The sequence below is a fragment of the Pseudomonas extremorientalis genome (assembly GCF_001870465.1).
GTDB lineage: Bacteria > Pseudomonadota > Gammaproteobacteria > Pseudomonadales > Pseudomonadaceae > Aquipseudomonas > Aquipseudomonas extremorientalis.
The window spans coordinates 206,681-229,566 of the sequence record NZ_MDGK01000055.1 but is presented as its reverse complement, the minus strand read 5'-3'; the positions used below and the strand labels follow the sequence as shown (position 1 = coordinate 229,566).

Genomic DNA, 22,886 nt, shown 5'->3' with positions numbered 1-22,886 from the left:
CGGTTTACTCGGCGGTATGAGCGTCGGCGGCGCAGGCGGGTTTGCCTGCTGCGTATTTAAGACTGGGGTCGACCAGCGCATCAAAGCGTTTCAGCGCTTCGGAGCCGATCAGCAGCGGGTATTGGAATGCGCTGCGGTCAGTCAAGTTCACTTCGATGCTGCGTAAAGCAGTGCCCATGCAGATATCCAGGGCAATCACCGGACGGGCGGTGTAGTTCTTGTCCTCATCGGGGTCGTAGTCACCGGCGCGGCGCTTGATCTTGCTGACGCGGGCCAGGGGACGCTCGATGGGATGGGAATGGGCGGTGTCGATGGCCAGGTAGAAGCGCACCCAGGATTCGCCGTTGCGCTTGAAGCGCTTGATATCACGGGCACTGAGCGAGGCGGTCTTGGCACCGGTATCCAGTTTGGCGGCGACTTCCAGGTCGATACCGGCCAACTGGGCGTATTCGTTGAGGCCATACACGGTCTTCTCGGCGGCAGCGCCGAGGCTGGGTGCGGTCAACAGGCACATCAATAGAAGGAAGGGTTTGAGTCTCATAGATCCCGAGGCGGCAGTGCGATGTTCAATTCAAGGCGACTGGCATTGCTGCGCAAACTCCCTCGTACGCCGTTTCATCCAATGATGTCAGGCAAAAGTGCCGGGCATTCTAACATGATGCTTTTTTGGCGCCAGCGCTGGCAGGCGGCCATGCCCTGATAGGGTGCAACCCTGGTTATTAGACGATTGTCGACAATGTGTATTTATTCTTTGACTATCCTGGGCTGATTGGCTAGTTTTTGCGGCATAGCTTTAAAAGGTGTCGACAATATGCTGGATCAGCTGGAATCCCCAGTGGTGGCGCAAGACGATTCACAGACCATGTCCGAGAACGTCTTCCGGCGTATCCAGGCCGCCATCGTCAAGGGCGAGATCGCCCCGGGCAGCAAGATCTCCGAGCCGGAGCTGGCGCGCACCTACGGCATCAGCCGTGGCCCGCTGCGTGAGGCGATCCACCGTCTGGAAGGCCAGCGCCTGCTGGTGCGCGTGCCTCACGTCGGCGCGCGGGTGGTGTCGTTGAGCCACGACGAACTGATCGAACTCTATGAAATCCGCGAATCCCTCGAAGGCATGGCTTGTCGCCTGGCCGCCGAGCGCATGACCGACGCGGAAATCGAAGAATTGCGCCAAGTGCTGCACACCCACGAGCGCGACGAAGCCTTCCAGGCCGGCCTGGGCTATTACCAGCAGGAGGGCGACTTCGACTTCCATTACCGGATCATCCAGGGCGCCGGCAACCGCACCCTGACCCAGATGCTCTGCGGCGAGCTGTACCAATTGGTGCGTATGTACCGCATCCAGTTTTCCGCCACCCCCAATCGTCCGCGCCAGGCCTTTGCCGAGCACCACCGCATTCTCGACGCGATTGCCGATCGCGACGGTGAACTGGCCGAACTGTTGATGCGCCGGCATATCGGCGCATCCAAACGCAACATTGCCCGTCACTTCCCGGACGGCACTCCCCCATCACGAGGTGAATGATGAGTTCCAATAACAAGACGACTCCCGGCCAGCGTTTCCGTGACGCGGTCGCCAGTGAACACCCGCTGCAGGTGGTCGGTGCGATCAACGCCAACCACGCACTGCTGGCCAAGCGCGCCGGGTTCAAGGCGATCTACCTGTCGGGTGGCGGGGTGGCGGCTGGCTCCCTCGGTGTGCCGGACCTGGGCATCACCGGCCTGGATGATGTGCTGACCGACGTACGCCGCATCACCGACGTGTGCGACCTGCCGCTGCTGGTGGACGTGGACACCGGCTTCGGCTCCTCGGCATTCAATGTGGCGCGCACCGTCAAGTCGATGATCAAGTTCGGCGCGGCCGCCATCCATATCGAAGATCAGGTCGGCGCCAAGCGTTGCGGTCATCGCCCGAACAAGGAAATCGTGTCCCAGCAGGAAATGGTCGACCGTATCAAGGCCGCCGTGGATGCGCGCACCGATGACAGCTTCGTGATCATGGCGCGTACCGATGCGCTGGCGGTCGAAGGCCTGGAGTCCGCGCTGGAACGTGCCGCCGCCTGCATCGAGGCCGGCGCCGACATGGTGTTCCCGGAAGCCATCACCGAGCTGGAGATGTACAAACTGTTCGCCTCCCGCGTGAAAGCGCCGATCCTGGCCAACATCACCGAGTTCGGCGCCACGCCGCTGTACACCACCGAACAGTTGAAATCTGCCGATGTTTCCATCGTGCTGTACCCGCTCTCGGCCTTCCGCGCCATGAACAAGGCCGCCGAGAATGTCTACACCGCGATCCGTCGCGACGGTACCCAACAGAACGTGATCGACACCATGCAGACCCGCATGGAGCTTTACGATCGCATCGACTACCACACCTTCGAGCAGAAGCTCGACGCGCTGTTTGCCGCGAAAAAATAACCCGGCGCACTCCCAAATAAATTCAAGATTGGAGAACAGACATGGCTGAAGCAAAAGTATTGAGTGGTGCCGGCCTGCGTGGCCAGGTGGCTGGGCAGACCGCACTGTCCACCGTGGGCCAGGCGGGTGCCGGCCTGACCTATCGCGGCTACGACGTGCGCGAACTGGCCGCCGATGCGCAATTTGAAGAAGTCGCCTACCTGCTGCTGTACGGCGAGTTGCCGACCAAGACCGAGCTGGCCGCCTACAGCGCCAGGCTGGGCAAGCTGCGCGACCTGCCGCAAGCGCTGAAGGAAGTGTTGGAGCGTATCCCCGCCGACGCACACCCGATGGACGTGATGCGCACCGGTTGCTCGTTCCTGGGCAATATCGAGCCGGAAAAAGACTTCAGCGTGCAGCGCGACGTTACCGACCGCCTGCTCGCCGCGTTCCCGGCAATCATGTGCTACTGGTATCGCTTCAGCCACGACGGCAAGCGCATCGACTGCGTGACCGACGAGCCGAGCATCGGCGGCCACTTCCTGCACCTGCTGCACGGCAAGAAGCCCAGCGAGTTGTACGTCAAGGTGATGAACGTGTCGCTGATCCTCTACGCGGAACACGAATTCAACGCCTCGACGTTCACCGCCCGGGTGTGTGCCTCGACCCTGTCCGACCTGTATTCCTGCGTCACCGCCGCCATCGGCTCGCTGCGCGGCCCGCTGCACGGCGGCGCCAACGAAGCGGCGATGGAAATGATCGAGCGTTTCTCGTCCGCTGAAGAGGCGGTCGAAGGCACCCTCTGCATGCTGGCGCGCAAGGACAAGATCATGGGCTTTGGCCACGCGATCTACAAAGACAGCGACCCGCGTAATGAAGTGATCAAGGGCTGGTCGAAAAAACTTGCGGACGAGGTGGGCGACAAGGTGCTGTTCCCGGTCTCCGAAGCCATCGACAAGACCATGTGGGAACAGAAGAAGCTGTTCCCCAACGCTGACTTCTACCATGCCTCGGCGTACCACTTCATGGGCATCCCGACCAAGCTGTTCACCCCGATCTTCGTGTGCTCGCGCCTGACGGGCTGGGCGGCGCATGTGTTCGAACAGCGCGCCAACAACCGCATCATCCGTCCAAGCGCCGAATACACCGGCGTCGAGCAGCGCAAGTTCGTGCCAATCGAACGTCGCTGAATGGGAATGCCGACGATCCCGAATTGTTAAGCGGATCAAATGTGGGAGGGGGCTTGCCCCCGATTGCTGTCTGTCAGTTGATGCAGCGGGCACTGACCCACCGCTATCGGGGCAAGCCCCCTCCCACATTGTGACCGCATTTCAATTCTGGATCGGTGCAGGTCCTCCCTTTGTTATCACCGTGACCGAGTCCTGACGATGAACACTGAATTCCGCAAACCGCTTCCCGGCAGCCGCCTGGATTTCTTCGACGCCCGTGCGGCTGTCGAGGCAATCACCCCTGGCGCCTACGCCACCTTGCCTTACACCTCCCGCGTCCTTGCGGAAAACCTGGTGCGCCGCTGCGACCCAGCCACCCTCAATGCTTCCTTGAGCCAACTGATCGAACGCAAGCGCGACCTCGACTTCCCATGGTTCCCGGCGCGCGTGGTGTGCCACGACATCCTCGGCCAGACCGCTCTGGTCGACCTCGCCGGCCTGCGTGACGCCATCGCCCTGCAAGGCGGTGACCCGGCCCAGGTCAACCCGGTAGTGCCGACCCAACTGATCGTCGACCACTCCCTGGCCGTCGAAGCCGGTGGTTTTGACCCGGACGCGTTCGAAAAAAACCGCGCCATCGAAGACCGTCGCAACGAAGACCGTTTCCACTTCATCGAGTGGACCAAGAAGGCCTTCAAGAACGTCGATGTAATCCCGCCCGGCAACGGCATCATGCACCAGATCAACCTGGAGAAAATGTCCCCGGTGATCCAGGTGCGCGACGGCGTGGCCTTCCCCGATACCTGCGTCGGCACCGACAGCCACACCCCGCACGTGGATGCCCTGGGCGTGATCGCCATCGGTGTCGGCGGCCTGGAAGCCGAGAGCGTGATGCTCGGTCGCGCCTCGTGGATGCGCCTGCCGGAAAGCGTCGGCGTCGAATTGACCGGCAAGCTGCAACCGGGCATCACCGCCACCGACATGGTGCTGGCGCTGACCGAGTTCCTGCGTAAACAGAAAGTGGTTGGCGCCTGGCTGGAGTTCTTCGGCGAAGGTGCTTCGGCACTCACGCTTGGCGACCGTGCAACCATCTCCAACATGGCCCCGGAATACGGCGCGACTGCGGCGATGTTCTACATCGACCAACAGACCATCGCCTACCTGAAGCTCACCGGCCGCGAAGACGAACAAGTCACGCTGGTGGAGCAGTACGCTCGCCACACCGGCCTGTGGGCCGATGACCTCAAGGGCGCGCAGTACGAGCGAGGGCTGACCTTCGATCTGTCCAGCGTCGTGCGCAACATGGCCGGCCCGAGCAACCCCCATGCTCGCGTTGCCACCAGCGATCTGGCGTCCAAGGGTATTTCCGGCCAGTGGGACGAAGTGCCAGGCCAAATGCCTGACGGCGCAGTGATCATCGCCGCCATCACCAGTTGCACCAACACCAGCAACCCGCGCAACGTGATCGCCGCCGGCCTGCTGGCGCGCAACGCCAACAAGCTTGGGCTGACCCGCAAGCCGTGGGTCAAATCGTCCCTGGCACCCGGCTCGAAAACCGTGGCGATGTACCTGGAAGAAGCCGGCCTGGGCCATGAGCTGGAAAAACTCGGCTTCGGTGTGGTGGCGTTTGCCTGCACCACCTGCAACGGCATGTCCGGCGCACTCGATCCGGTGATCCAGCAGGAAATCATCGACCGCGACCTGTACGCCACCGCCGTGCTCTCGGGCAACCGTAACTTCGACGGGCGTATTCACCCCTACGCCAAGCAAGCGTTTCTCGCGTCGCCGCCGCTGGTGGTCGCGTATGCGATTGCCGGCACCATCCGCTTCGACATCGAGAAAGACGTGCTTGGCCTCGACGCGAATGGCAAGGAAATCCGCCTGCAAGATATTTGGCCGAGCGACGAAGAGATCGACGCAGTGGTCAAGGCCTCGGTCAAGCCGGAGCAGTTCCGCCAGGTCTACATCCCGATGTTCGCCATCCACGAGGACACTGGCCCGAAAGTCGCGCCGCTGTACGAATGGCGTCCGCAAAGCACCTATATCCGCCGCCCACCTTACTGGGAAGGCGCGCTGGCCGGTGCCCGTCCGCTCAAGGGCATGCGCCCGCTGGCGGTGCTGCCGGACAACATCACCACCGACCACTTGTCGCCCTCCAACGCGATCATGCTCGACAGCGCCGCCGGCGAATACCTGGCGAAAATGGGCCTGCCGGAAGTCGACTTCAACTCCTACGCGACGCACCGGGGCGATCACTTGACCGCGCAGCGCGCCACCTTCGCCAACCCGAAACTGTTCAACGAAATGGTGGTGGAAAACGGCAAGGTCAAGCAGGGTTCCCTGGCGCGCATCGAGCCGGAAGGCCAGGTCACGCGGATGTGGGAGGCCATCGAAACGTACATGGAGCGCAAGCAACCGCTGATCATCATTGCCGGCGCGGACTACGGCCAGGGCTCGTCTCGCGACTGGGCGGCCAAGGGCGTGCGGCTGGCCGGTGTGGAGGCGATTGCCGCCGAAGGTTTCGAGCGCATCCACCGCACCAACCTGGTGGGCATGGGCGTGTTGCCGCTGGAGTTCCTGCCGGGCACCGACCGCCACACCCTGAAGATCGATGGCAGCGAGACCTATGATGTGGTCGGCGCGCGTACTCCGCGGGCGCAGTTGACCCTGGTGATCAACCGCAAGAATGGCGAACGTGTCGAGGTGCCGGTGACCTGCCGCCTCGACACCGCCGAAGAAGTGTCGATCTACGAGGCGGGCGGCGTGTTGCAACGCTTTGCCCAGGACTTCCTGGAATCGGCGGCGACGGCCTGAGGGGACACCATGGCACACGTAGCGCAAATCAAGATCCCCGCCACCTACATGCGTGGCGGCACCAGCAAGGGCGTGTTTTTCAGCCTCACAGACCTGCCCGAATCGGCGCAGGTGCCGGGCGCCGCACGCGATGCCTTGCTATTGCGGGTGATCGGCAGCCCCGACCCCTACGACAAGCAAATCGACGGCATGGGCGGCGCCACCTCGAGCACCAGCAAGACCGTGATCCTGGCCAAAAGCACCCGCGCCGATCACGACGTGGATTACCTGTTCGGCCAGGTCTCCATCGACAAACCCTTCGTTGATTGGAGCGGCAACTGCGGCAACCTGTCGGCGGCGGTCGGTTCCTTTGCCATCAGCGCCGGCCTGGTCGATCCGGCACGCCTGCCCCACAACGGCGTGGCTGTGGTGCGTATCTGGCAAGCCAACATCGGCAAGACCATCATTGCCCACGTGCCGATCACTGACGGCGCGGTGCAGGAAACTGGTGACTTCGAACTGGATGGCGTGACCTTTCCGGCCGCCGAAGTGCAGTTGGAGTTCATGGACCCGGCGGCGGAAGAAGAGGGCGGCGGTGGTTCGATGTTCCCCACCGGCAACCTGGTGGACGACCTGGAAGTGCCTGGCGTCGGCACCTTCAAGGCGACGCTGATCAACGCCGGTATCCCGACCATCTTCATCAACGCCCAAGACCTCGGCTACACCGGCACCGAGCTGCAAGGCGCGATCAACAGCGACCCGAAAGCCCTGGCAATGTTCGAGACCGTGCGGGCTTATGGCGCGTTGCGCATGGGCCTGATCCAGCACCTGGACGAAGCCGCCCAACGCCAACACACGCCGAAGGTGGCGTTTGTGGCCAAGCCGGCCGACTACGTGGCGTCCAGTGGCAAGGCGATCAAGGCGGGTGATGTGGACCTGCTGGTGCGTGCGCTGTCCATGGGCAAATTGCACCACGCGATGATGGGCACGGCGGCGGTGGCGATCGGCACGGCGGCGGCGATTTCTGGCACCCTGGTCAACCTCGCGGCCGGTGGTGTGGAGCGCAATGCCGTGCGCTTCGGGCACCCGTCCGGCACCTTGCGCGTCGGCGCAGAGGCCACCCAGGTGAACGGCGAGTGGGTGGTGAAGAAAGCCATCATGAGCCGCAGCGCCCGAGTGCTGATGGAAGGTTTCGTACGCGTGCCCGGCGACGCTTTCTAACAACCCACACTGTCCCCAATGTGGGAGGGGGCAAGCCCCCTCCCACATTGGATCTTCATACCCCCAAGCAGGCGGCCAGACCTGCGATGGAGCGATCAACCGTGATCCTGAGGACTAACCCAACCTTTTAGGAGTACTGCCATGAGCGCCAACGTCGACCAGAACAACCGTCCCGACTACGACCAGGTCCTGCAGGACATCGCCGATTATGTCCTCACTTACCGGATCGACTCTCAGGATGCATTGGACACCGCCCGCAACTGCCTGATGGACACCTTGGGTTGCGGCCTGCTGGCCCTGCGTTTCCCGGAGTGCACCAAGCACCTGGGGCCGATGGTCGAGGGCACGGTGGTGCCGTTTGGCGCTCGTGTACCGGGCACTTCGTTCCGGCTGGATCCGGTCAAGGCGGCGTGGGACATCGGCTGCATCGTACGTTGGCTCGACTACAACGACACCTGGCTCGCCGCCGAGTGGGGGCACCCCTCGGATAACCTCGGCGGCATCCTCGCTGTGGCCGACCACTTGTCGCAAAAGCGCATCGCCAACGGTGAGGCACCGCTGACCCTGCGCGCGGTGCTGGAAGCAATGATCATGGCCCACGAAATCCAGGGCGTGATTGCCCTGGAAAACTCGTTCAACCGCGTCGGCCTCGACCATGTGCTGTTGGTGAAAGTCGCTTCAACGGCGGTGACGGCCAAACTGATGGGGGCCAACCGTGAACAGCTGCTGGCGGCCCTGTCCCACGCGTTTGTCGATGGGCAGGCATTGCGCACGTATCGGCATGCACCGAATGCCGGTTCGCGCAAATCCTGGGCGGCGGGAGATGCCTCCAGCCGGGGCGTGCGTCTGGCGGATATCGCGATGCGCGGCGAGATGGGCATCCCTGGCGTGTTGAGCGCGCCGCAGTGGGGGTTCTATGACGTACTGTTCAGCCACACCAACAAGGACCTGGCGCTCAAGCCGCAGGACAAGCGCGGGTTCAGCCTGTCCCAGCCCTACGGCACCTATGTGATGGAAAACGTGCTGTTCAAGATCAGCTTCCCCGCCGAGTTCCATGCGCAAACGGCCTGCGAAGCGGCGGTGACCTTGCATCCGTTGGTCAAGGATCGCCTGCAGGAAATCGAGCGTATCGTGATCACCACCCATGAGTCGGCGATTCGCATCATCTCCAAGGTCGGGCAACTGGCCAACGCCGCTGACCGTGACCACTGCCTGCAATACATGACCGCCGTGCCGCTGGCGTTCGGCAATCTGCTGGCTGAGCAGTACGAAGACGAATTCCACGCCGCCCATCCGATCATCGATGAGCTGCGGGATAAAATGGTCATCGTCGAGGATCCGCGCTATAGCCGCGAATACCTGGAGGCGGACAAGCGTTCCATCGCCAACGCGGTGCAGGTGTTCTTCAAGGACGGCAGCAGCACCGAGCAGGTGGCGGTGGAGTACCCGATCGGCCATCGCCGGCGCCGGGTGGAGGGCATCCCGTTGCTGGAGGACAAATTCAAGGCCAACCTTGCCACACGGTTTACCGCGCAGCGCAGTGCCGAGATTTTTGCGCTGTGCAAGGATCAGGCGCGGCTAGAGGCGACACCGGTAAACCGGTTTGTGGATCTGTTCGTGATCTAGCAGACACCGCGTATTCACCGGTGCAAATCCAATGAATGTGGGAGGGGGCCTCCCACAGTTGACCGTGTTCACTCGAATCGCAGTATGACTCTGCGGTTGTGTTTGCTCTTTTTCTCGATCTTCTCGCAGAACACCCGGCCGATTTCTTCGGTGTTGAGCACATGGGTGCCGCCGCACGGTTGGATATCGATACCGGCGATTTCAATCACCCGCACCGCCCCCTGGACCACCGGTGGCGCCACCGCCTGGGTGCGGGTGATCTGCAGCAGGGTGGCGTACTCGGTGGCTGGCATCGACAGGGTTTTCACCGGGTGGGCCTGCTCGATCAGCGCGTTGAGGTCGCGGGTGATGCTGTCTTTGTCGAGGGTCATTTCCGGCAGGTCGAAGTCCAGGCGGCCTTTGTCTGCACTGATGCTGCATCCTGTGACCGGCGCGTCGATGATCGAGCACAACAGGTGCAGGCAGGTGTGCATCTTCATGTGCTGGTAGCGCCGGTCCCAGTCGAGGCCAGCGTCCACCTGCACCCCGGCGGTCAATTGTTCGGGGCAGTGTTCCACCTGGTGCCAGATGATCGAGCGCTGCACCGGGTCGCGCACTGTGCCGGTCACTTCGACCCGCGTACCGTCCGCCAGGGTGAGGTGCCCCGTGTCGCCTGGCTGCCCGCCCCCGGTGGGGTAGAACAACGTGTGCTCCAGGGCGACGCCGTGTTCGCTGACGGCAATCACTCGGGCGCTGAAGGCGTTCTGGTAGGGTGCGCTGTCGAACAGCGCCAGGGTTTCCATGGTGTGCACGGACATGTTCAACCTCCGACGATCAATGGGCTGGCTTGCAACAGGGAGCGCACCATCGCACTCAAGCCAGGCGGGGAAAGCAGGGTGATTTCAAATTCCGGGCCGCAGACCTTCAGGTTCAGCGGCAGGCGTGGCAGGTGGTTGCCCGATTCGATGCGATGCAGGCGAAATTGCAGGTGGTGACGTTCCTTCACCGTAGGCTCCAGCATCAGCCCGGGCAAGGGATGGAAGTCGGCGTCCAGCACTGTGACCTTGTGGCTGGTATTGATCTCGCCGACCACGTGCAGACGCTCATCCAGGGCGAAGGCGCCGAGGTAATTACTGTGGTCCGACTCGTCGTTTTTTTGCAGTTGGATCTGGTTCACCACCTTCACCTTGGTGCCGGCGGGCACGTCCTGGGTGATCACGCAGGAGGGGCTGATAAACACGTTGTCGCCGATCAACACATAGCCGAGCACGCGGGCGCCGGAACCGACCTCGACGTTATTACCCAGGCGTGGATGGCGCTTGCCGTCGGGGTTGTTGGCGATGCCGCGGGCGCCCAGGGTCACGCCGCAGAGGATGTAGCAGTCGTTGCCGATCTCGCAGGTTTCACCGATCACGGTGCCGTAGCCGTGGTCCAGTACGAAGCGCCGACCGATACGCGCCGCCGGGTGGATCTCGGCGCCGGAAAGCACCTTGCCCTGGTTGCTCAGCTTGAGGGCGATACGGGAGAAGACGCCGTTGGTCTGGTCGGGGAAATGCCACACCAGGTGCGCCAGTCGGTAATACAGCACCGCCTTGAACGACGCGTAGGACTCCAGGATCAGCTCACCGCGCCCGCGTGATGCCGGGTCGCGGTAGGCGTAGGCGATCAAATCCTCGGCCACCGCCTGGGCGGCATTCTGGACCAGCGGCGCCAGATGCGGCTCCAGCTGTTTCATCTGCGCCGGCGTGAGGGTCTTGATGAGGTGAGTCAGCAACTCATCGTGCAACTGTTGCATGTCGATAAAGCCACCCATTGAGGCACCCCCTTAGTCTGATTGGTTGGAAGAGCGCTTATTCGAAACTGGGCAGGTAGCTGTCGGCATTGTCGTAGACCATGGTCAGCACCACCGTTTCGGGTGGCAGTTCCGGGGCGAGTTGGGCGACAGCCACCATGTTGGCGGCCGAGGACAAGCCCAGGCTGATGGCGTCGGTGCGCATGATGCGTTTCATCATGTCGATGCAGTCCTGGCGCGAGACCTTGAGCATGCCGTCGATCACGTCCAGGTTGAGGATGCTCGGGATCAGGCCGATCGACAGGCCCTGGATATGGTGCGGCGCATGCTGGTTTTTCAGCAGGTCGCATTCTTCCGGTTCCACCCCCATGACACGCAGCCCCGGCCAGGCGGCTTTGAGGGTTTCGCCGATGCCTGTGATATGCCCGCCTGTGCCGATCCCGCTGACAAAGTAGTCAGCGCGACGCTCGCCGAACGCACGCAGGATTTCCGGTGCGGTGGTGTCGCGATGGGTCTGCGGGTTGGCGCCGTTGCGCTGCTGATTGAGCATCACGTAGCTGGGGTTTTCCAACTGCAGCTCCATGCACTTTTCGCCATGGGAGTTGTTGCCCAGGCGGCTGTCCGACAGCACCACCTTGGCCCCGTACAGGCGCAGCAGCTTCTGTTTTTCGGGGCTGTAGTTGTCGGGGATCACCAGCACGACCTTGTAGCCCAGCACATTGCCGGCCATGACCAGGCCGATACCGGTATTGCCGCCGCTGGGCTCGATGATGGTTTGCCCGGAGTCACGGATCAGCACGCCCCGGCGTTCGGCGTCGAGGATCATGCCCAGGGCGATGCGCGCCTTGTGGCTGCCGCCCGGGTTGAGGGATTCGAGCTTGGCATAGACCTCGATGCCGAGGTCTTCAGAGAACTGCGCCAGGCGCACGATCGGCGTTTGGCCGATGACCTCGAGAATGGAGTTGTGCAACATCATTCAGTCCTCGGCTCAATACAAGGGCATGTCAGGTTCGACGTCGCGAACCCAATGCTTCATGCCGCCCTGAAGGACTTTGGTATTGGCGAAACCCGCCGCCAGCAAGGTGCTGGCGGCTTGCTCGGCGCGGGTGCCGGCGTAGCAGATCAGGTAGTGGGTATTGTCCCGACTGAGGCGGTCGAGCTGATTGTCCAGTTCGGCCAGGGGGATATGCACCACACCTGGCAATTTGCACACCTCCAGTTCGCTGGCATCACGCACGTCCAGCAACACATCGACGCTGCGCGGGTGTTCGAGCAATTGCTTGAGTACACGGGGCTTTATGTAGCGCTCTTCGGCCAGGGACGGCTGGCTGGGCACAGCGTCCGCACAGACAGCCGGCGCCACGCTTTCGCTATGGCGCAGTTCGGAGCAGCACGGGCAGTCGGCCCGCCGCTTGAAGCGGATCTCGCTGAACTTCATTGCCAGCGCATCGAAGCGCAGCAAGCGGCCGGACAGCGGTTCACCGATGCCGATCAACAGCTTGATGGCCTCGGTGGCCTGGATCATCCCGACCACACCGGGCAACACGCCGATCACGCCACCGGCGCTGCAATTGGGCGCCAGTTCGGCGGGCGGCGCGCTGGGGAACAGGCAGCGGTAGCAGGGGCCACCTTTATAGTTGAGTACGCTGATCTGCCCGTCGAAACGGTAGATGGCGCCGTATACCAAAGGCTTGCCCAACTGCACGCAGGCGTCGTTGACCAGGTAGCGGGTGTCGAAATTGTCGGTGCCGTCGATCACCAGGTCATAGGCGCCCACCAGTTCCAGGGCGTTATCGGCGTTCAGGGCGGTGTCGTGGGCGTTGATCTGGATATGGCGGTTGAGGTCTTGCAGACGTTGCTTGGCGGACTCGACCTTGGGCATGCCGAGGGTGCTGTTGCCATGCACGATCTGGCGTTGCAGGTTGCTGCTTTCCACCACATCGAAGTCCACCAGCCCCAGGGTGCCGACGCCGGCTGCTGCCAGGTACAGGCTGATCGGTGAGCCAAGGCCACCGGTGCCGATGATCAGCACCTTGGCTTTCTTGAGGTTCAACTGGCCTTCGCGGCCGACGCCGGGCAGGGTGATATGGCGCACGTAGCGTTGCACTTCTTCATTGCTAAGGGCATCGACATCCATACCACCCGAGGTGGCGAGCAGTACTTCGATCCGGGCTTTTTCCGGAAGCGGATCGTCGGCGCCGACCAGTTCTTCCTCGGCGGTAAACAGAAAGTGTTCCTTGAGCTGGTTGTTCTTCTCGTGGAACAGGTGCGCACGCAACTGCGGGTGGCTGGTGCAGAGGTTTTCAATGACTTCGCGCAATGTCGTTCCGGCGCCCTCGAGGGTCGATTCCGGCAGCTTGGCCACGCGAACCAGAATGTCGGGGAAAGAGACAGCGTTCATGGACAACTCCGTGTGCAGGTCGTTGAAAGGTTGAAGGGCGAAATGTTTGCCATCCCAGGCAAACAGCTTGGAACCCAGGGACTGGCCCTGGCGAACGTCCACCACCAGGTAGCTGACGGGGTAGATCGGTTCGCCCATGAACAGCGCCTTGTCCTCGTCTTCGTCGCTGAAATAGGCGCCGACATCCGGGTGGGAGTGGTAGATCACCACCACTGGGTTGTTGCTGCGAAACGCCTTGCTCAGCAGCAGGGTGTCGGCCACCGAGAAGGTGTAGCCATTGGCGGCGCTGCGCGGGTACATCTCGGGGTTCTTGCTGTGCAACTCGTTCTGGATATTGCTGCCCAGGTACACGCTGCCGTCGGCGAAGACAAAACCACAGCACTCCTCGGGGTAGCTGCGGCTGGCGTGGGCGTAGATCTGTTCCAGGGCTTCGGGGCGGAGGACGTCCATGTTTCTCTCGCATGGTGGTAGGAGGGTCAATTTTTCTTGGCCAGGAGTTTTTCAACCGGCAGCTTGGTGATCGCAAAGCCGGCCAGCAGGATGGCCGAGTACAGCATCAGGTCGCGGGAAATCGACACGCCTTCGTACCAGGCGCCGATGATCACCGCGAACACCGGGAAGATGATGAACACGAACGACAGGATGATCGGGCTCAAGCGCTTGAGCAGCATGAAGTACACGATGAACCCACCCACCGAGGCCACCAGTCCCAGGTAGAACAGCGCACCCCATGACCGCAGGGTGATGGCTTCGAAGGTCGGCGCTTCAAACCACAGCCCGGCGACGAACAGCATCAGCCCGGCAATACCGATGGGCAGCGTGTTGTAGGTGATTACGCTGATGGCGCTGCCTTTCTGCTTGGTGATGACGTAGCACAAGGCATGCATGATCGCGGCGGTCAGAATCGCCAGCACCCCGAAGAACTCGGCGTGGTCCAGGTGCAGGCCCTGGCTCTTGATGATCATGTAGAGGCTGCCGAAGCCGATACCGATGCCGACCACCTGGGAAAAGTAGATGCGTTCGCGCAGGAACAGCGCGGAGAAAATCAGGATGAACACCGGCATGCAACTGAACAGCAGTGCGGTAAGGCCGGACGAAACATGCATCTCGCCGTAGTTGAGCAGGTAGTAGGGCACGCTGAAGTAGGACAGGGTCACGAACACGAAGAACCAGCGGCTCTCGCGGGGAAACAGGACCGGCTCGCGGCGCACCATGGCAAAGCACAGGAACAGCGGGAAGGCGATGAGGAAGCGCAGGCCGGCGGAGGTGAGCGGCGGCACGCTCTCCACGGCAATCTTGATGCCCAGCCAGGTGGTGCCCCAGCTCAGGCATACGATCAGGAACATCACACTGGTGATCAGCCCGGCCAGCCACTGTTTTTGGGTTTTGGTCTTGGCGGTGTTTTCGAGAACGGCGGACATTGGCATCGTTTATTGCTTCCCTGAGCCGGAATTGAACTCTATATTGAGCTTGTAATGAGTTGTAAAATTCGGCGATTGAACCCGTAAAAGCACACTATTAGGGCGAAAGATGGCTGTCAAAACAAATATTGACATGGTGTCAATTATGCGTGAGGGGTTGTCCAACGGTCAGGGCGTGAAGTACAAGCGCCTGTCCGATGTCATGGAACGGGGCATCCTTGAAGGCTTGATTGAGCCAGGAAGAAAACTGCCGCCCCACCGGGTGCTTTCCGACAATCTTGGCGTCACGATCGGCACCATCAGCCGCGCCTATGGCGAACTGGAACGCCTGGGGCTGGTGGTGGCGCGGGTCGGTGACGGCACGTTCGTGCGCAAGCGTGGGATGGAGCGCCAGCGCGATGAAGGCTTTCGCAACTTCAGTGAAGAACCGCGCCAATACTTCGACATGAGCCGGAATATGCATATCCCGGGGCAGGAGACAGTCTTCCTGGCCCAGAGCTTCCAAACCCTGTCGACCAACGCCAAGTTCCTCCAGGACATCAGTGCCTACACACCGGATGCCGGCTTGCCGCGCTACCGTGAAGCGGGGGCGCAATGGCTGGTGCAGCGCGATTTTCATCCGATCCCCGAGCAGGTGATCTGCGTCAACGGCGGCCAGCATGGCTTGCTCTGCTCGATGATGGCGCTGTTACGGGCCGGCGATACCGTCGTGACTGAGCAACTCACATACCCCGGCCTGATCACTGCCGCCCGCATGCTCGGTATTCGCTTGATCGGGCTGGAGATGGACGAGGAAGGTGTGCTGCCGAGCGCGCTGGACGAAGTCTGTCGTAATCACCGGATTTCAGCGCTGTACTGCACGCCGACCATCCAGAACCCCACCACCGCTGTGCTCTCGGTGGCGCGTCGCGAAGCGTTGGTCAAAGTCTGTCGCGAACACAATCTGCTGATTCTTGAGGACGAAGCCCACGGCGTACTGGTGGAGGATCGGCCGCCGCCCCTCAGCCATTTCGCCCCTGAGCGTACGATTCTGATCAGCAGCCTGAGCAAGGCGGTATCCGCCGGGCTGCGTGTGGGCTATGTGCATGCGCCGCCCGCGCTGGTCAGCCGTATTTCGGCGGCCCTGCGTTCGACCTGCTGGATGGCTACCCCCGTCACCCTCGAGCTGGCGACCCAGTGGATCGAGAACGGCACGGCGGAATACCTGCTGCGCCAGCAGATCAACGAGATCAGCCGCCGCAAGGCCCTGGTCCGCGACCTGCTGACGGGCCTGGAGTACCGCACTCACCTCAACAGTCCGCACTTCTGGATAGAAGTGCCGGAGCCGTGGCGGGCGTCGGAGATCGAGGCCGAGCTCAAGCAGAACAATTACCTGATCGCCACCGCCGAGGCGTTTGCCGTAGGGCAGACGGCGGTGCCGCAGTTTATCCGGGCGAGTATCTGCAATACGTCTGGGGATGATCAGTTATTGCGGGCGGGGTTTGATGCGCTGGCCACGGCGCTGGGGCAGGGCGGGGGACGCTTCCAGTTGTAGCAGGGTTTGTTGTGGCGAGCCCGCTCGCCACGGTGCAACAGCGTCTCAAGGCGTTATTTGAAGCGCCGCTCCACGCCTTTCTCCACCAGAATCTTCGCCGAAATCTCTTCCACCGAGAAATGCGTGGAATTGATGTGCGCAATATTCTCGCGACGGAACAGATTTTCTACCTCGCGCACTTCGAACTCACACTGGGCATAGCTCGAATAGCGACTGTTGGGCTTGCGCTCATTGCGGATCGCCGTCAGCCGGTCCGGGTCGATGGTCAGCCCGAACAGCTTGTGCGAATGCGCGCGCAGGGCCGCCGGGAGCGTCAGGTGCTCCATGTCGTCTTCAGTCAGCGGGTAGTTGGCCGCACGGATGCCGAATTGCATGGCCATGTACAGACAGGTGGGCGTTTTGCCGCAGCGCGACACGCCCACCAGGATCAGGTCAGCCTTGTCGTAGTAATGGGTACGGGCGCCGTCGTCGTTGTCGAGGGCGAAGTTCACCGCCTCGATACGCTCCATGTAGTTGGAGTTATGCCCAATGGAATGGGACTTTCCGACCGAATACGAGGAGTGTTCGCTCAACTCCTGCTCCAATGGCGCCAGGAAGGTCGAGAAAATATCGATCATGAAACCATTCGACGTTGCGAGAATCTCACGGATGTCTTGATTGACGATGGTGTCGAAAATGATCGGCCGAAAACCGTCTTTTTCAGCCGCCAGATTGATTTGTTGTACCATGGCCCGCGCTTTATCCACGCTGTCGATGTACGGCCGCGTGAATTTGGCGAAGGTAATGTTTTCGAACTGCGCGAGCAGGCTCTGGCCCAGTGTTTCGGCTGTGATGCCGGTGCCGTCGGAGATAAAGAAAGCAGATCGTTTCATTTGAGCCCTGGGCCTTAAGCTGATGGCGAATCTTGGATATGATAGGCGCGATTTTGCCGTCCCGCGGTGGGCCGCATTCTCACTTATTTTCCAGGTCCAGGCCACAAGCGCGGGCGACAGCTCCTATTGAGCAGCCGGCGTCCTGAGCTTTTCCAACACAGAAAGTGGAGAGATCACCTTGGTAGAGTACGTAGTTTCCCTCGATAAGCTCGGCGTCCATGATGTAGAGCACGTAGGGGGCAAGAACGCATCCCTCGGCGAGATGATCAGTAATCTTGCAGGCGCTGGCGTGTCGGTGCCCGGTGGTTTCGCCACCACGGCCCAGGCTTACCGCGATTTCCTCGAACTGAGCGGCCTCAACGCTCAGATCCACGCCGCGCTGGACGCCCTGGATGTCGATGACGTCAACGCCCTGGCCAAGACCGGTGCCCAGATCCGCCAATGGATCATGGAAGCCGAGTTCCCCGAGAAGCTCAACGAAGAGATCCGTACCGCCTTCGCCACCCTCTCAGCCGGCAACCCGGACATGGCTGTCGCCGTGCGTTCCTCGGCTACCGCCGAAGACTTGCCAGACGCTTCCTTCGCCGGCCAGCAAGAGACCTTCCTGAACATCCGCGGCGTGGAAAACGTCATCCGCGCCGCCAAGGAAGTGTTCGCCTCGCTGTTCAACGATCGCGCCATTTCCTACCGTGTTCACCAGGGTTTCGACCACAAGCTGGTGGCCTTGTCTGCCGGTGTACAGCGCATGGTGCGTTCGGAAACCGGCACCGCCGGCGTAATGTTCACCCTCGATACCGAATCGGGCTTCCGTGATGTGGTGTTCATCACCGGCGCCTACGGCCTGGGTGAAACCGTCGTACAGGGCGCGGTCAACCCCGACGAATTCTACGTACACAAGGGCACCCTCGAAGCGGGTCGCCCGGCCATCCTGCGCCGTAACCTGGGCAGCAAGGCCATCAAGATGATCTACGGCGACGAGGCCAAGGCCGGTCGTTCCGTGAAAACCGTTGAAGTCGACAAGGCCGAACGGGCGCGTTTCTGCCTGACCGACGCTGAAGTCAGCGAGCTGGCCAAACAAGCGATGATCATCGAAAAGCACTACAAGTGCCCGATGGACATCGAGTGGGCCAAGGACGGTGACGACGGCAAGCTGTACATCGTGCAGGCCCGTCCGGAAACCGTGAAAAGCCGCACCTCGGCCAATGTCATGGAACGCTACCTGCTCAAAGAAACCGGCACCGTGCTGGTGGAAGGCCGTGCCATCGGCCAACGCATCGGCGCCGGCAAGGTGCGGATCATCAAGGACGTGTCCGAAATGGACAAAGTCCAGCCAGGCGATGTACTGGTCTCCGACATGACCGACCCGGACTGGGAACCGGTAATGAAGCGCGCCAGCGCCATCGTCACCAACCGTGGCGGGCGTACCTGCCACGCGGCGATCATCGCCCGTGAGCTGGGGATTCCTGCGGTAGTCGGTTGTGGCAACGCCACCCAGCTGCTCAAAGACGGCCAGGGCGTGACCGTGTCCTGCGCCGAAGGCGATACCGGCTTCATCTTCGAAGGTGAACTGGGCTTCGACATCAAGCAGAACTCCATCGACGCCATGCCCGACCTGCCGTTCAAGATCATGATGAACGTCGGCAACCCGGACCGTGCCTTCGACTTCGCACAGTTGCCGAACGCCGGTGTGGGCCTGGCCCGCCTGGAGTTCATCATCAACCGTATGATCGGCGTGCACCCCAAGGCCCTGTTGAACTACGACGGCCTGCCGCTGGAGATCAAGGAAAGCGTCGACAAGCGCATCGCCGGCTACAACGACCCTGTGGGCTTCTACGTCGAGAAGCTGGTGGAAGGCATCAGCACCCTGGCGGCGGCGTTCTACCCGAAAAAGGTCATCGTGCGCCTGTCGGACTTCAAGTCCAACGAATACGCCAACCTGATCGGCGGCAAGCTCTACGAACCGGAAGAAGAAAACCCGATGCTGGGCTTCCGTGGCGCCTCGCGTTATATCAGCGAAGCGTTCCGTGACTGCTTCGAGCTCGAATGCCGCGCCCTCAAGCGCGTGCGCAACGAAATGGGCCTGACCAACGTCGAGATCATGGTGCCGTTCGTGCGCACCTTGGGCGAAGCGAGCCAAGTGGTCGACCTGCTGGCAGAAAACGGCCTGTCCCGTGGCGAAAACGGCCTGCGCGTGATCATGATGTGCGAATTGCCGTCCAACGCCATCCTGGCCGAAGAGTTCCTCGAGTTCTTCGACGGTTTCTCCATCGGTTCCAACGACCTGACCCAGCTGACCCTGGGCCTGGACCGCGACTCCGGAATCATCGCCCATCTGTTCGACGAGCGAAATCCTGCGGTCAAGAAGCTGCTGGCCAACGCCATCCAGGCCTGTAACAAGGCTGGCAAGTACATCGGCATCTGCGGCCAAGGTCCTTCCGACCACCCTGACCTGGCCAAATGGCTGATGGAACAGGGCATCGAAAGCGTCTCGTTGAACCCCGATTCCGTGTTGGAAACCTGGTTCTTCCTGGCGGAAGGCCAGGCGTCCGCCTAAGATCGTCATGTCAAAAGTGCCGGTCACCCGATGAGGGTGACCGGCATTCTTATCTGTGCAGGGCGGAACTCCTTCCGGACGCCGCCCTTTTTTGTGCAAGAGCATTATGCAAAGCAGCAGCAACCTGTTTCCCGTCGCCCTGATCAGCGCTGAGCGTCGTGGCGACCTGAGTGAAGACGTATACCGCCTCAAGCCCGGTAACAGCCCCGACGGCACCGTCGAGCTGGCAGTTACCCGTTTGGGCCTGGCCGATGTCCCGGAAAACCGGGGCATTGCGGTTATTTTATTGCATGGCAGTTTTTCCAATCGCCGCTTCTGGTATTCGCCCAAAGGCATCGGCCTGGGCGCTTACCTGGCACGCCAGGGATTTGATGTGTGGATCCCGGAAATGCGTGGTCATGGTTTGTCCAAGCGCAATCATGACTACGCACGCAACCGCGTCGCTGACTATGCGCGCTACGACTTGCCGGCCATTGGCGCGTTCGTGCGCGAGCAAAGCGGGCAGGTTCCTCACTGGATCGGTCATTCCCTGGGTGGCACCAGTCTGGCGGCGGCGCTTGGCGGGCGGCACCTTGGCGCGCCAGCCGTGGCTTCGGTGGCATTGTTTGGCTGCCAGGTCAGCCGCACCCACTGGCCGTTGAAGCTGCCACCGGTGGAATGGACGGGGCGCTTGCTCTTGAAACGCTTCGGCGAAGTCTCCGGCTCGCGCCTCAAGCGTGGCCCGGAGGACGAGCCGGCAGGCGTGATGATCGAAGCCATGCGCTGGAATGGCCTGTTTGGCCGCTTTGGCGAAGGCAAGAACGACTGGTGGAAAGGCCTGGCGGAGGTCGATGTGCCGTTACTGTCGGTCAGTGCTGCCGGCGATCGTCAGGACCCCGACTGGGCCTGTCGCAAGCTGTTCGAGCAGGTCGGTTCCGAGCACCGTCAATACTTGTGCCTCGGCCGTCAGCAAGGGTTTACCGAGGATTTCGGGCACGTTGAAATGCTCGTCAGCAAAGCCGCACAGGCTGAAGTGTGGCCACTGGTGGCGCAATGGCTGAAGGACCCGCTCGCCCCATTGTTCGGCGTGCAGCCCGAGGTGTTGGCCACTGTTTGAGGGCAGGGCTCTGCCAAGGGCGTTTCACTCGTGTGTGGTTGCGGCTAAGATATGACGCATTAAACGCTTCTGGTCATATTCAGTCGCGCAGTGGCTATTGCGTTGCGACGAAGTGGATGGGATGTTTCGCACCTGCTTGGGCTGGCGCTTCTTTCGAAAGACACCTCTTTGACGGAAAGGAATTGTTCAATGAACCATTATGTGACCCCTGACCTGTGCGACGCCTACCCGGAGCTGGTGCAGGTGCTCGAACCGATGTTCAGCAACTTCGGCGGCCGAGACTCCTTCGGCGGTGAGATTGTCACCATCAAATGCTTCGAAGATAACTCCCTGGTCAAGGAACAAGCCGACCAGCCTGGTGCTGGCAAGGTGCTGGTGGTCGACGGTGGAGGATCCCTGCGCCGTGCGCTGCTGGGCGACATGATCGCCGAAAAGGCTGCCAAAAACGGCTGGGAAGGGCTGGTGATCTACGGCTGCATTCGTGATGTGGATGTCATCGCCCAGACCGACCTTGGCGTGCAGGCCCTGGCCAGTCACCCGATGAAGACCGACAAGCGTGGTATTGGCGATCTGAACGTGGTGGTCACCTTTGCAGGCGTGACGTTCCGCCCGGGTGAGTACATCTACGCCGACAATAACGGCGTGATTGTGTCGCCCAGCCCACTGAAAATGCCTGAATAAACTGCTGTAAGCGACGGGGTGAGGATGTTCGAGGAAGAAAACGCGCAATGGGGGCTGGTGCATGCCCTGGTGCTGGACGGTAAAGGCGGTGCGCGTTCGATTGCCCGGACAGAGCTCGACGACTTGCAACTGCAGTCCCAGGAAAGCCTGTGGCTGCATTGGGATCGCAGTCATCCACAGACCCAGACCTGGCTGCGCAAATCCAGTGGCTTGAGCGAGTTCGCCTGTGACCTCTTGCTGGAGGAGAACACCCGCCCGCGCCTGTTGCCGTTGCCGGACTCGCAATTGCTGCTGTTCTTGCGTGGGGTCAACCTCAACCCCGGTGCCGAACCGGAGGACATGGTTTCGGTGCGGATTTTCGCCGCGGCCAACCGTGTGATTTCCCTGCGGTTGCGTCCGTTGCGCGCCACGGATGAGTTGCTGGTGCAGCTGGCGGATGGCAAGGGACCGAAGACGGCCTCTGAACTCATCCTTTATATGGCTCAGTACCTGACTAATAAAGTGCAGGATCTGGTCAGTGACCTGTCTGAAATCGTCGACGTAGAGGAAGAAAAACTCGATACCGACGAACGGTATACCCCGGAACATGGCAGCGTCCTGCAGATCCGTCGACGGGCAGCCGGGCTGAAGCGATTCCTCGCGCCGCAGCGGGATATTTTCGCCCAGCTCACGCGCATCAAACTGCCGTGGTTCTGTGACGACGATGCCGACTATTGGAACGAATTGAACAACAGCCTCACCCGTTATCTGGAAGAGCTTGAATTGACCCGAGAGCGCGTGGGGCTTGTGCTGGAGGCCGAAGACCGGCGTTTGAGCGTGCGCATGAACCGCACCATGTACCGCTTCGGGATCATCACCGGAATCTTCCTGCCGATGAGTTTTCTCACCGGCCTGCTGGGTATCAATGTGGGTGGGATTCCGTTCTCTGCCAGCCCCTATGGATTCATGATTGCGTGCCTGTTGATGGTCTCGGTGGCGCTTGGACAATGGTGGCTTTTTCGACGATTGCGCTGGGTTTGACCTGAATATGACCTGAACGTAGGAAGGGTCCTATGTGACCCCAAGAAATTTACCCTCGTCTTTTAAATCACTTGCGAGAGGTCCTTATGCACGATCCGTTCGAACAGTCTTTGCGTGACATGCTCAATGCCTCGCCGTCCAACCGCGACGACGATGCCTGCCTGGGCCGCGTGCTGAAAACCGCCAACCGTCAGGTGGGCGCGGGTGATCTGTTCGGTCTGCTCGGGCGCTGGGTGCCGGCGTTGATGATGGCCCTGAACAACGGTTCGGCCCATGTCTCACCGGTTTCCCGTGGTAAACCTCTTGCTCGCACTGCTGATAAGGCTGATTGAA

At 61.4% G+C, this 22,886-nt stretch carries 19 protein-coding genes; 12 read left to right on the top strand and 7 right to left on the bottom strand.

Translation table 11 applies throughout. From position 1 onward, the window contains the following. Positions 1 to 4: 4 nt before the first annotated feature. Positions 5 to 541, bottom strand: coding sequence for a retropepsin-like aspartic peptidase RloA (gene rloA, locus BFN10_RS22000; protein ID WP_058427391.1), 537 nt, complete (start codon positions 539 to 541; stop codon positions 5 to 7). A 270-nt stretch (positions 542 to 811) separates the two neighbouring features. Here rloA and BFN10_RS21995 point away from each other — a divergent pair, with 270 nt between their 5' ends. From BFN10_RS21995 to prpD, 6 genes are all read left to right on the top strand, one after another. Continuing rightward, positions 812 to 1,522 (top strand): GntR family transcriptional regulator, encoded by a 711-nt coding sequence (locus tag BFN10_RS21995; protein ID WP_058427390.1) that lies wholly within the window; start codon positions 812 to 814, stop codon positions 1,520 to 1,522. Next, a complete protein-coding gene (gene prpB / locus BFN10_RS21990; protein WP_021491517.1) occupies positions 1,522 to 2,415 on the top strand; it encodes a methylisocitrate lyase in 894 nt (297 codons plus the stop codon). Before BFN10_RS21995 ends, prpB begins: the two co-directional genes overlap by 1 nt. A gap of 41 nt (positions 2,416 to 2,456) precedes the next feature. After that, positions 2,457 to 3,584: a bifunctional 2-methylcitrate synthase/citrate synthase gene (gene prpC / locus BFN10_RS21985; protein WP_071491418.1), complete on the top strand. Its 1,128-nt coding sequence runs from the start codon at positions 2,457 to 2,459 to the stop codon at positions 3,582 to 3,584. A gap of 198 nt (positions 3,585 to 3,782) precedes the next feature. Further along, on the top strand, positions 3,783 to 6,377 hold the full coding sequence (gene acnD / locus BFN10_RS21980; protein WP_071491417.1) for a Fe/S-dependent 2-methylisocitrate dehydratase AcnD: 2,595 nt from the start codon (positions 3,783 to 3,785) through the stop codon (positions 6,375 to 6,377). A 9-nt stretch (positions 6,378 to 6,386) separates the two neighbouring features. Then, on the top strand, positions 6,387 to 7,577 hold the full coding sequence (gene prpF / locus BFN10_RS21975; RefSeq protein WP_071491416.1) for a 2-methylaconitate cis-trans isomerase PrpF: 1,191 nt from the start codon (positions 6,387 to 6,389) through the stop codon (positions 7,575 to 7,577). A 141-nt stretch (positions 7,578 to 7,718) separates the two neighbouring features. Beyond that, on the top strand, positions 7,719 to 9,203 hold the full coding sequence (gene prpD / locus BFN10_RS21970; RefSeq protein ID WP_071491415.1) for a 2-methylcitrate dehydratase: 1,485 nt from the start codon (positions 7,719 to 7,721) through the stop codon (positions 9,201 to 9,203). A gap of 68 nt (positions 9,204 to 9,271) precedes the next feature. Here prpD and BFN10_RS21965 read toward each other — a convergent pair whose 3' ends face one another. Genes BFN10_RS21965 through BFN10_RS21945 form a run of 5 tightly spaced genes read right to left on the bottom strand, consistent with a single transcriptional unit; the run spans position 9,272 to position 14,745 of the window. Further along, positions 9,272 to 10,000 (bottom strand): alanyl-tRNA editing protein, encoded by a 729-nt coding sequence (locus BFN10_RS21965; RefSeq protein ID WP_071491414.1) that lies wholly within the window; start codon positions 9,998 to 10,000, stop codon positions 9,272 to 9,274. 2 nt (positions 10,001 to 10,002) lie between these two features. Then, positions 10,003 to 10,995, bottom strand: coding sequence for a serine O-acetyltransferase (locus BFN10_RS21960; protein WP_071491413.1), 993 nt, complete (start codon positions 10,993 to 10,995; stop codon positions 10,003 to 10,005). A gap of 37 nt (positions 10,996 to 11,032) precedes the next feature. Beyond that, complete coding sequence (locus tag BFN10_RS21955; RefSeq protein ID WP_071491545.1) at positions 11,033 to 11,947, bottom strand: PLP-dependent cysteine synthase family protein; 915 nt, start codon at positions 11,945 to 11,947, stop codon at positions 11,033 to 11,035. Between the two features lie 15 nt (positions 11,948 to 11,962). Then, the gene (gene moeB, locus BFN10_RS21950; protein ID WP_071491412.1) at positions 11,963 to 13,825 is read right to left on the bottom strand and encodes a molybdopterin-synthase adenylyltransferase MoeB; all 1,863 of its coding nucleotides are present in this window, start codon (positions 13,823 to 13,825) and stop codon (positions 11,963 to 11,965) included. Positions 13,826 to 13,851: 26 nt separating this feature from the next. After that, entirely contained in the window at positions 13,852 to 14,745 is an 894-nt protein-coding gene (locus tag BFN10_RS21945; RefSeq protein WP_162276406.1) for a DMT family transporter, read from the bottom strand. A gap of 160 nt (positions 14,746 to 14,905) precedes the next feature. Here BFN10_RS21945 and BFN10_RS21940 point away from each other — a divergent pair, with 160 nt between their 5' ends. Continuing rightward, on the top strand, positions 14,906 to 16,330 hold the full coding sequence (locus BFN10_RS21940) for an aminotransferase-like domain-containing protein (RefSeq protein ID WP_071491410.1): 1,425 nt from the start codon (positions 14,906 to 14,908) through the stop codon (positions 16,328 to 16,330). A gap of 53 nt (positions 16,331 to 16,383) precedes the next feature. On the opposite strand, the gene ppsR is transcribed toward BFN10_RS21940, so the two are convergent. After that, on the bottom strand, positions 16,384 to 17,202 hold the full coding sequence (gene ppsR, locus BFN10_RS21935; protein WP_003193298.1) for a posphoenolpyruvate synthetase regulatory kinase/phosphorylase PpsR: 819 nt from the start codon (positions 17,200 to 17,202) through the stop codon (positions 16,384 to 16,386). A 178-nt stretch (positions 17,203 to 17,380) separates the two neighbouring features. Between ppsR and ppsA the strand changes: the two genes are divergently transcribed. The 5 genes from ppsA (at position 17,381) to BFN10_RS21910 (ending at position 22,885) form a co-directional block, all read left to right on the top strand. After that, a complete protein-coding gene (gene ppsA, locus BFN10_RS21930; RefSeq protein ID WP_071491409.1) occupies positions 17,381 to 19,756 on the top strand; it encodes a phosphoenolpyruvate synthase in 2,376 nt (791 codons plus the stop codon). A gap of 106 nt (positions 19,757 to 19,862) precedes the next feature. Next, positions 19,863 to 20,852 (top strand): alpha/beta fold hydrolase, encoded by a 990-nt coding sequence (locus tag BFN10_RS21925; RefSeq protein ID WP_071491408.1) that lies wholly within the window; start codon positions 19,863 to 19,865, stop codon positions 20,850 to 20,852. Positions 20,853 to 21,041: 189 nt separating this feature from the next. Continuing rightward, positions 21,042 to 21,533: a ribonuclease E activity regulator RraA gene (gene rraA / locus BFN10_RS21920; RefSeq protein WP_058427377.1), complete on the top strand. Its 492-nt coding sequence runs from the start codon at positions 21,042 to 21,044 to the stop codon at positions 21,531 to 21,533. A gap of 24 nt (positions 21,534 to 21,557) precedes the next feature. Continuing rightward, entirely contained in the window at positions 21,558 to 22,553 is a 996-nt protein-coding gene (locus BFN10_RS21915) for a zinc transporter ZntB (RefSeq protein ID WP_071491407.1), read from the top strand. A gap of 86 nt (positions 22,554 to 22,639) precedes the next feature. After that, positions 22,640 to 22,885 carry a hypothetical protein gene (locus tag BFN10_RS21910; protein ID WP_003230316.1) on the top strand — a complete coding sequence of 82 codons (246 nt, stop codon included), beginning with the start codon at positions 22,640 to 22,642 and terminating at the stop codon, positions 22,883 to 22,885. Position 22,886: the final 1 nt, after the last annotated feature.

Excerpts from the sequence above, each read along its gene's own strand:
- BFN10_RS21925 (WP_071491408.1), top strand. The coding sequence starts at position 19,863 with ATGCAAAGCAGCAGCAACCTGTTTCCCGTCGCCCTGATCAGCGCTGAG.
- rloA (WP_058427391.1), bottom strand. The coding sequence starts at position 541 with ATGAGACTCAAACCCTTCCTTCTATTGATGTGCCTGTTGACCGCACCC.
- prpD (WP_071491415.1), top strand. The coding sequence starts at position 7,719 with ATGAGCGCCAACGTCGACCAGAACAACCGTCCCGACTACGACCAGGTC.
- rraA (WP_058427377.1), top strand. The coding sequence starts at position 21,042 with ATGAACCATTATGTGACCCCTGACCTGTGCGACGCCTACCCGGAGCTG.
- BFN10_RS21940 (WP_071491410.1), top strand. The coding sequence starts at position 14,906 with ATGGCTGTCAAAACAAATATTGACATGGTGTCAATTATGCGTGAGGGG.
- moeB (WP_071491412.1), bottom strand. The coding sequence starts at position 13,825 with ATGGACGTCCTCCGCCCCGAAGCCCTGGAACAGATCTACGCCCACGCC.
- BFN10_RS21995 (WP_058427390.1), top strand. The coding sequence starts at position 812 with ATGCTGGATCAGCTGGAATCCCCAGTGGTGGCGCAAGACGATTCACAG.
- prpC (WP_071491418.1), top strand. The coding sequence starts at position 2,457 with ATGGCTGAAGCAAAAGTATTGAGTGGTGCCGGCCTGCGTGGCCAGGTG.
- prpB (WP_021491517.1), top strand. The coding sequence starts at position 1,522 with ATGAGTTCCAATAACAAGACGACTCCCGGCCAGCGTTTCCGTGACGCG.
- BFN10_RS21910 (WP_003230316.1), top strand. The coding sequence starts at position 22,640 with ATGCACGATCCGTTCGAACAGTCTTTGCGTGACATGCTCAATGCCTCG.
- BFN10_RS21960 (WP_071491413.1), bottom strand. The coding sequence starts at position 10,995 with ATGGGTGGCTTTATCGACATGCAACAGTTGCACGATGAGTTGCTGACT.
- acnD (WP_071491417.1), top strand. The coding sequence starts at position 3,783 with ATGAACACTGAATTCCGCAAACCGCTTCCCGGCAGCCGCCTGGATTTC.
- prpF (WP_071491416.1), top strand. The coding sequence starts at position 6,387 with ATGGCACACGTAGCGCAAATCAAGATCCCCGCCACCTACATGCGTGGC.
- BFN10_RS21955 (WP_071491545.1), bottom strand. The coding sequence starts at position 11,947 with ATGTTGCACAACTCCATTCTCGAGGTCATCGGCCAAACGCCGATCGTG.
- ppsR (WP_003193298.1), bottom strand. The coding sequence starts at position 17,202 with ATGAAACGATCTGCTTTCTTTATCTCCGACGGCACCGGCATCACAGCC.
- BFN10_RS21915 (WP_071491407.1), top strand. The coding sequence starts at position 21,558 with ATGTTCGAGGAAGAAAACGCGCAATGGGGGCTGGTGCATGCCCTGGTG.
- BFN10_RS21965 (WP_071491414.1), bottom strand. The coding sequence starts at position 10,000 with ATGTCCGTGCACACCATGGAAACCCTGGCGCTGTTCGACAGCGCACCC.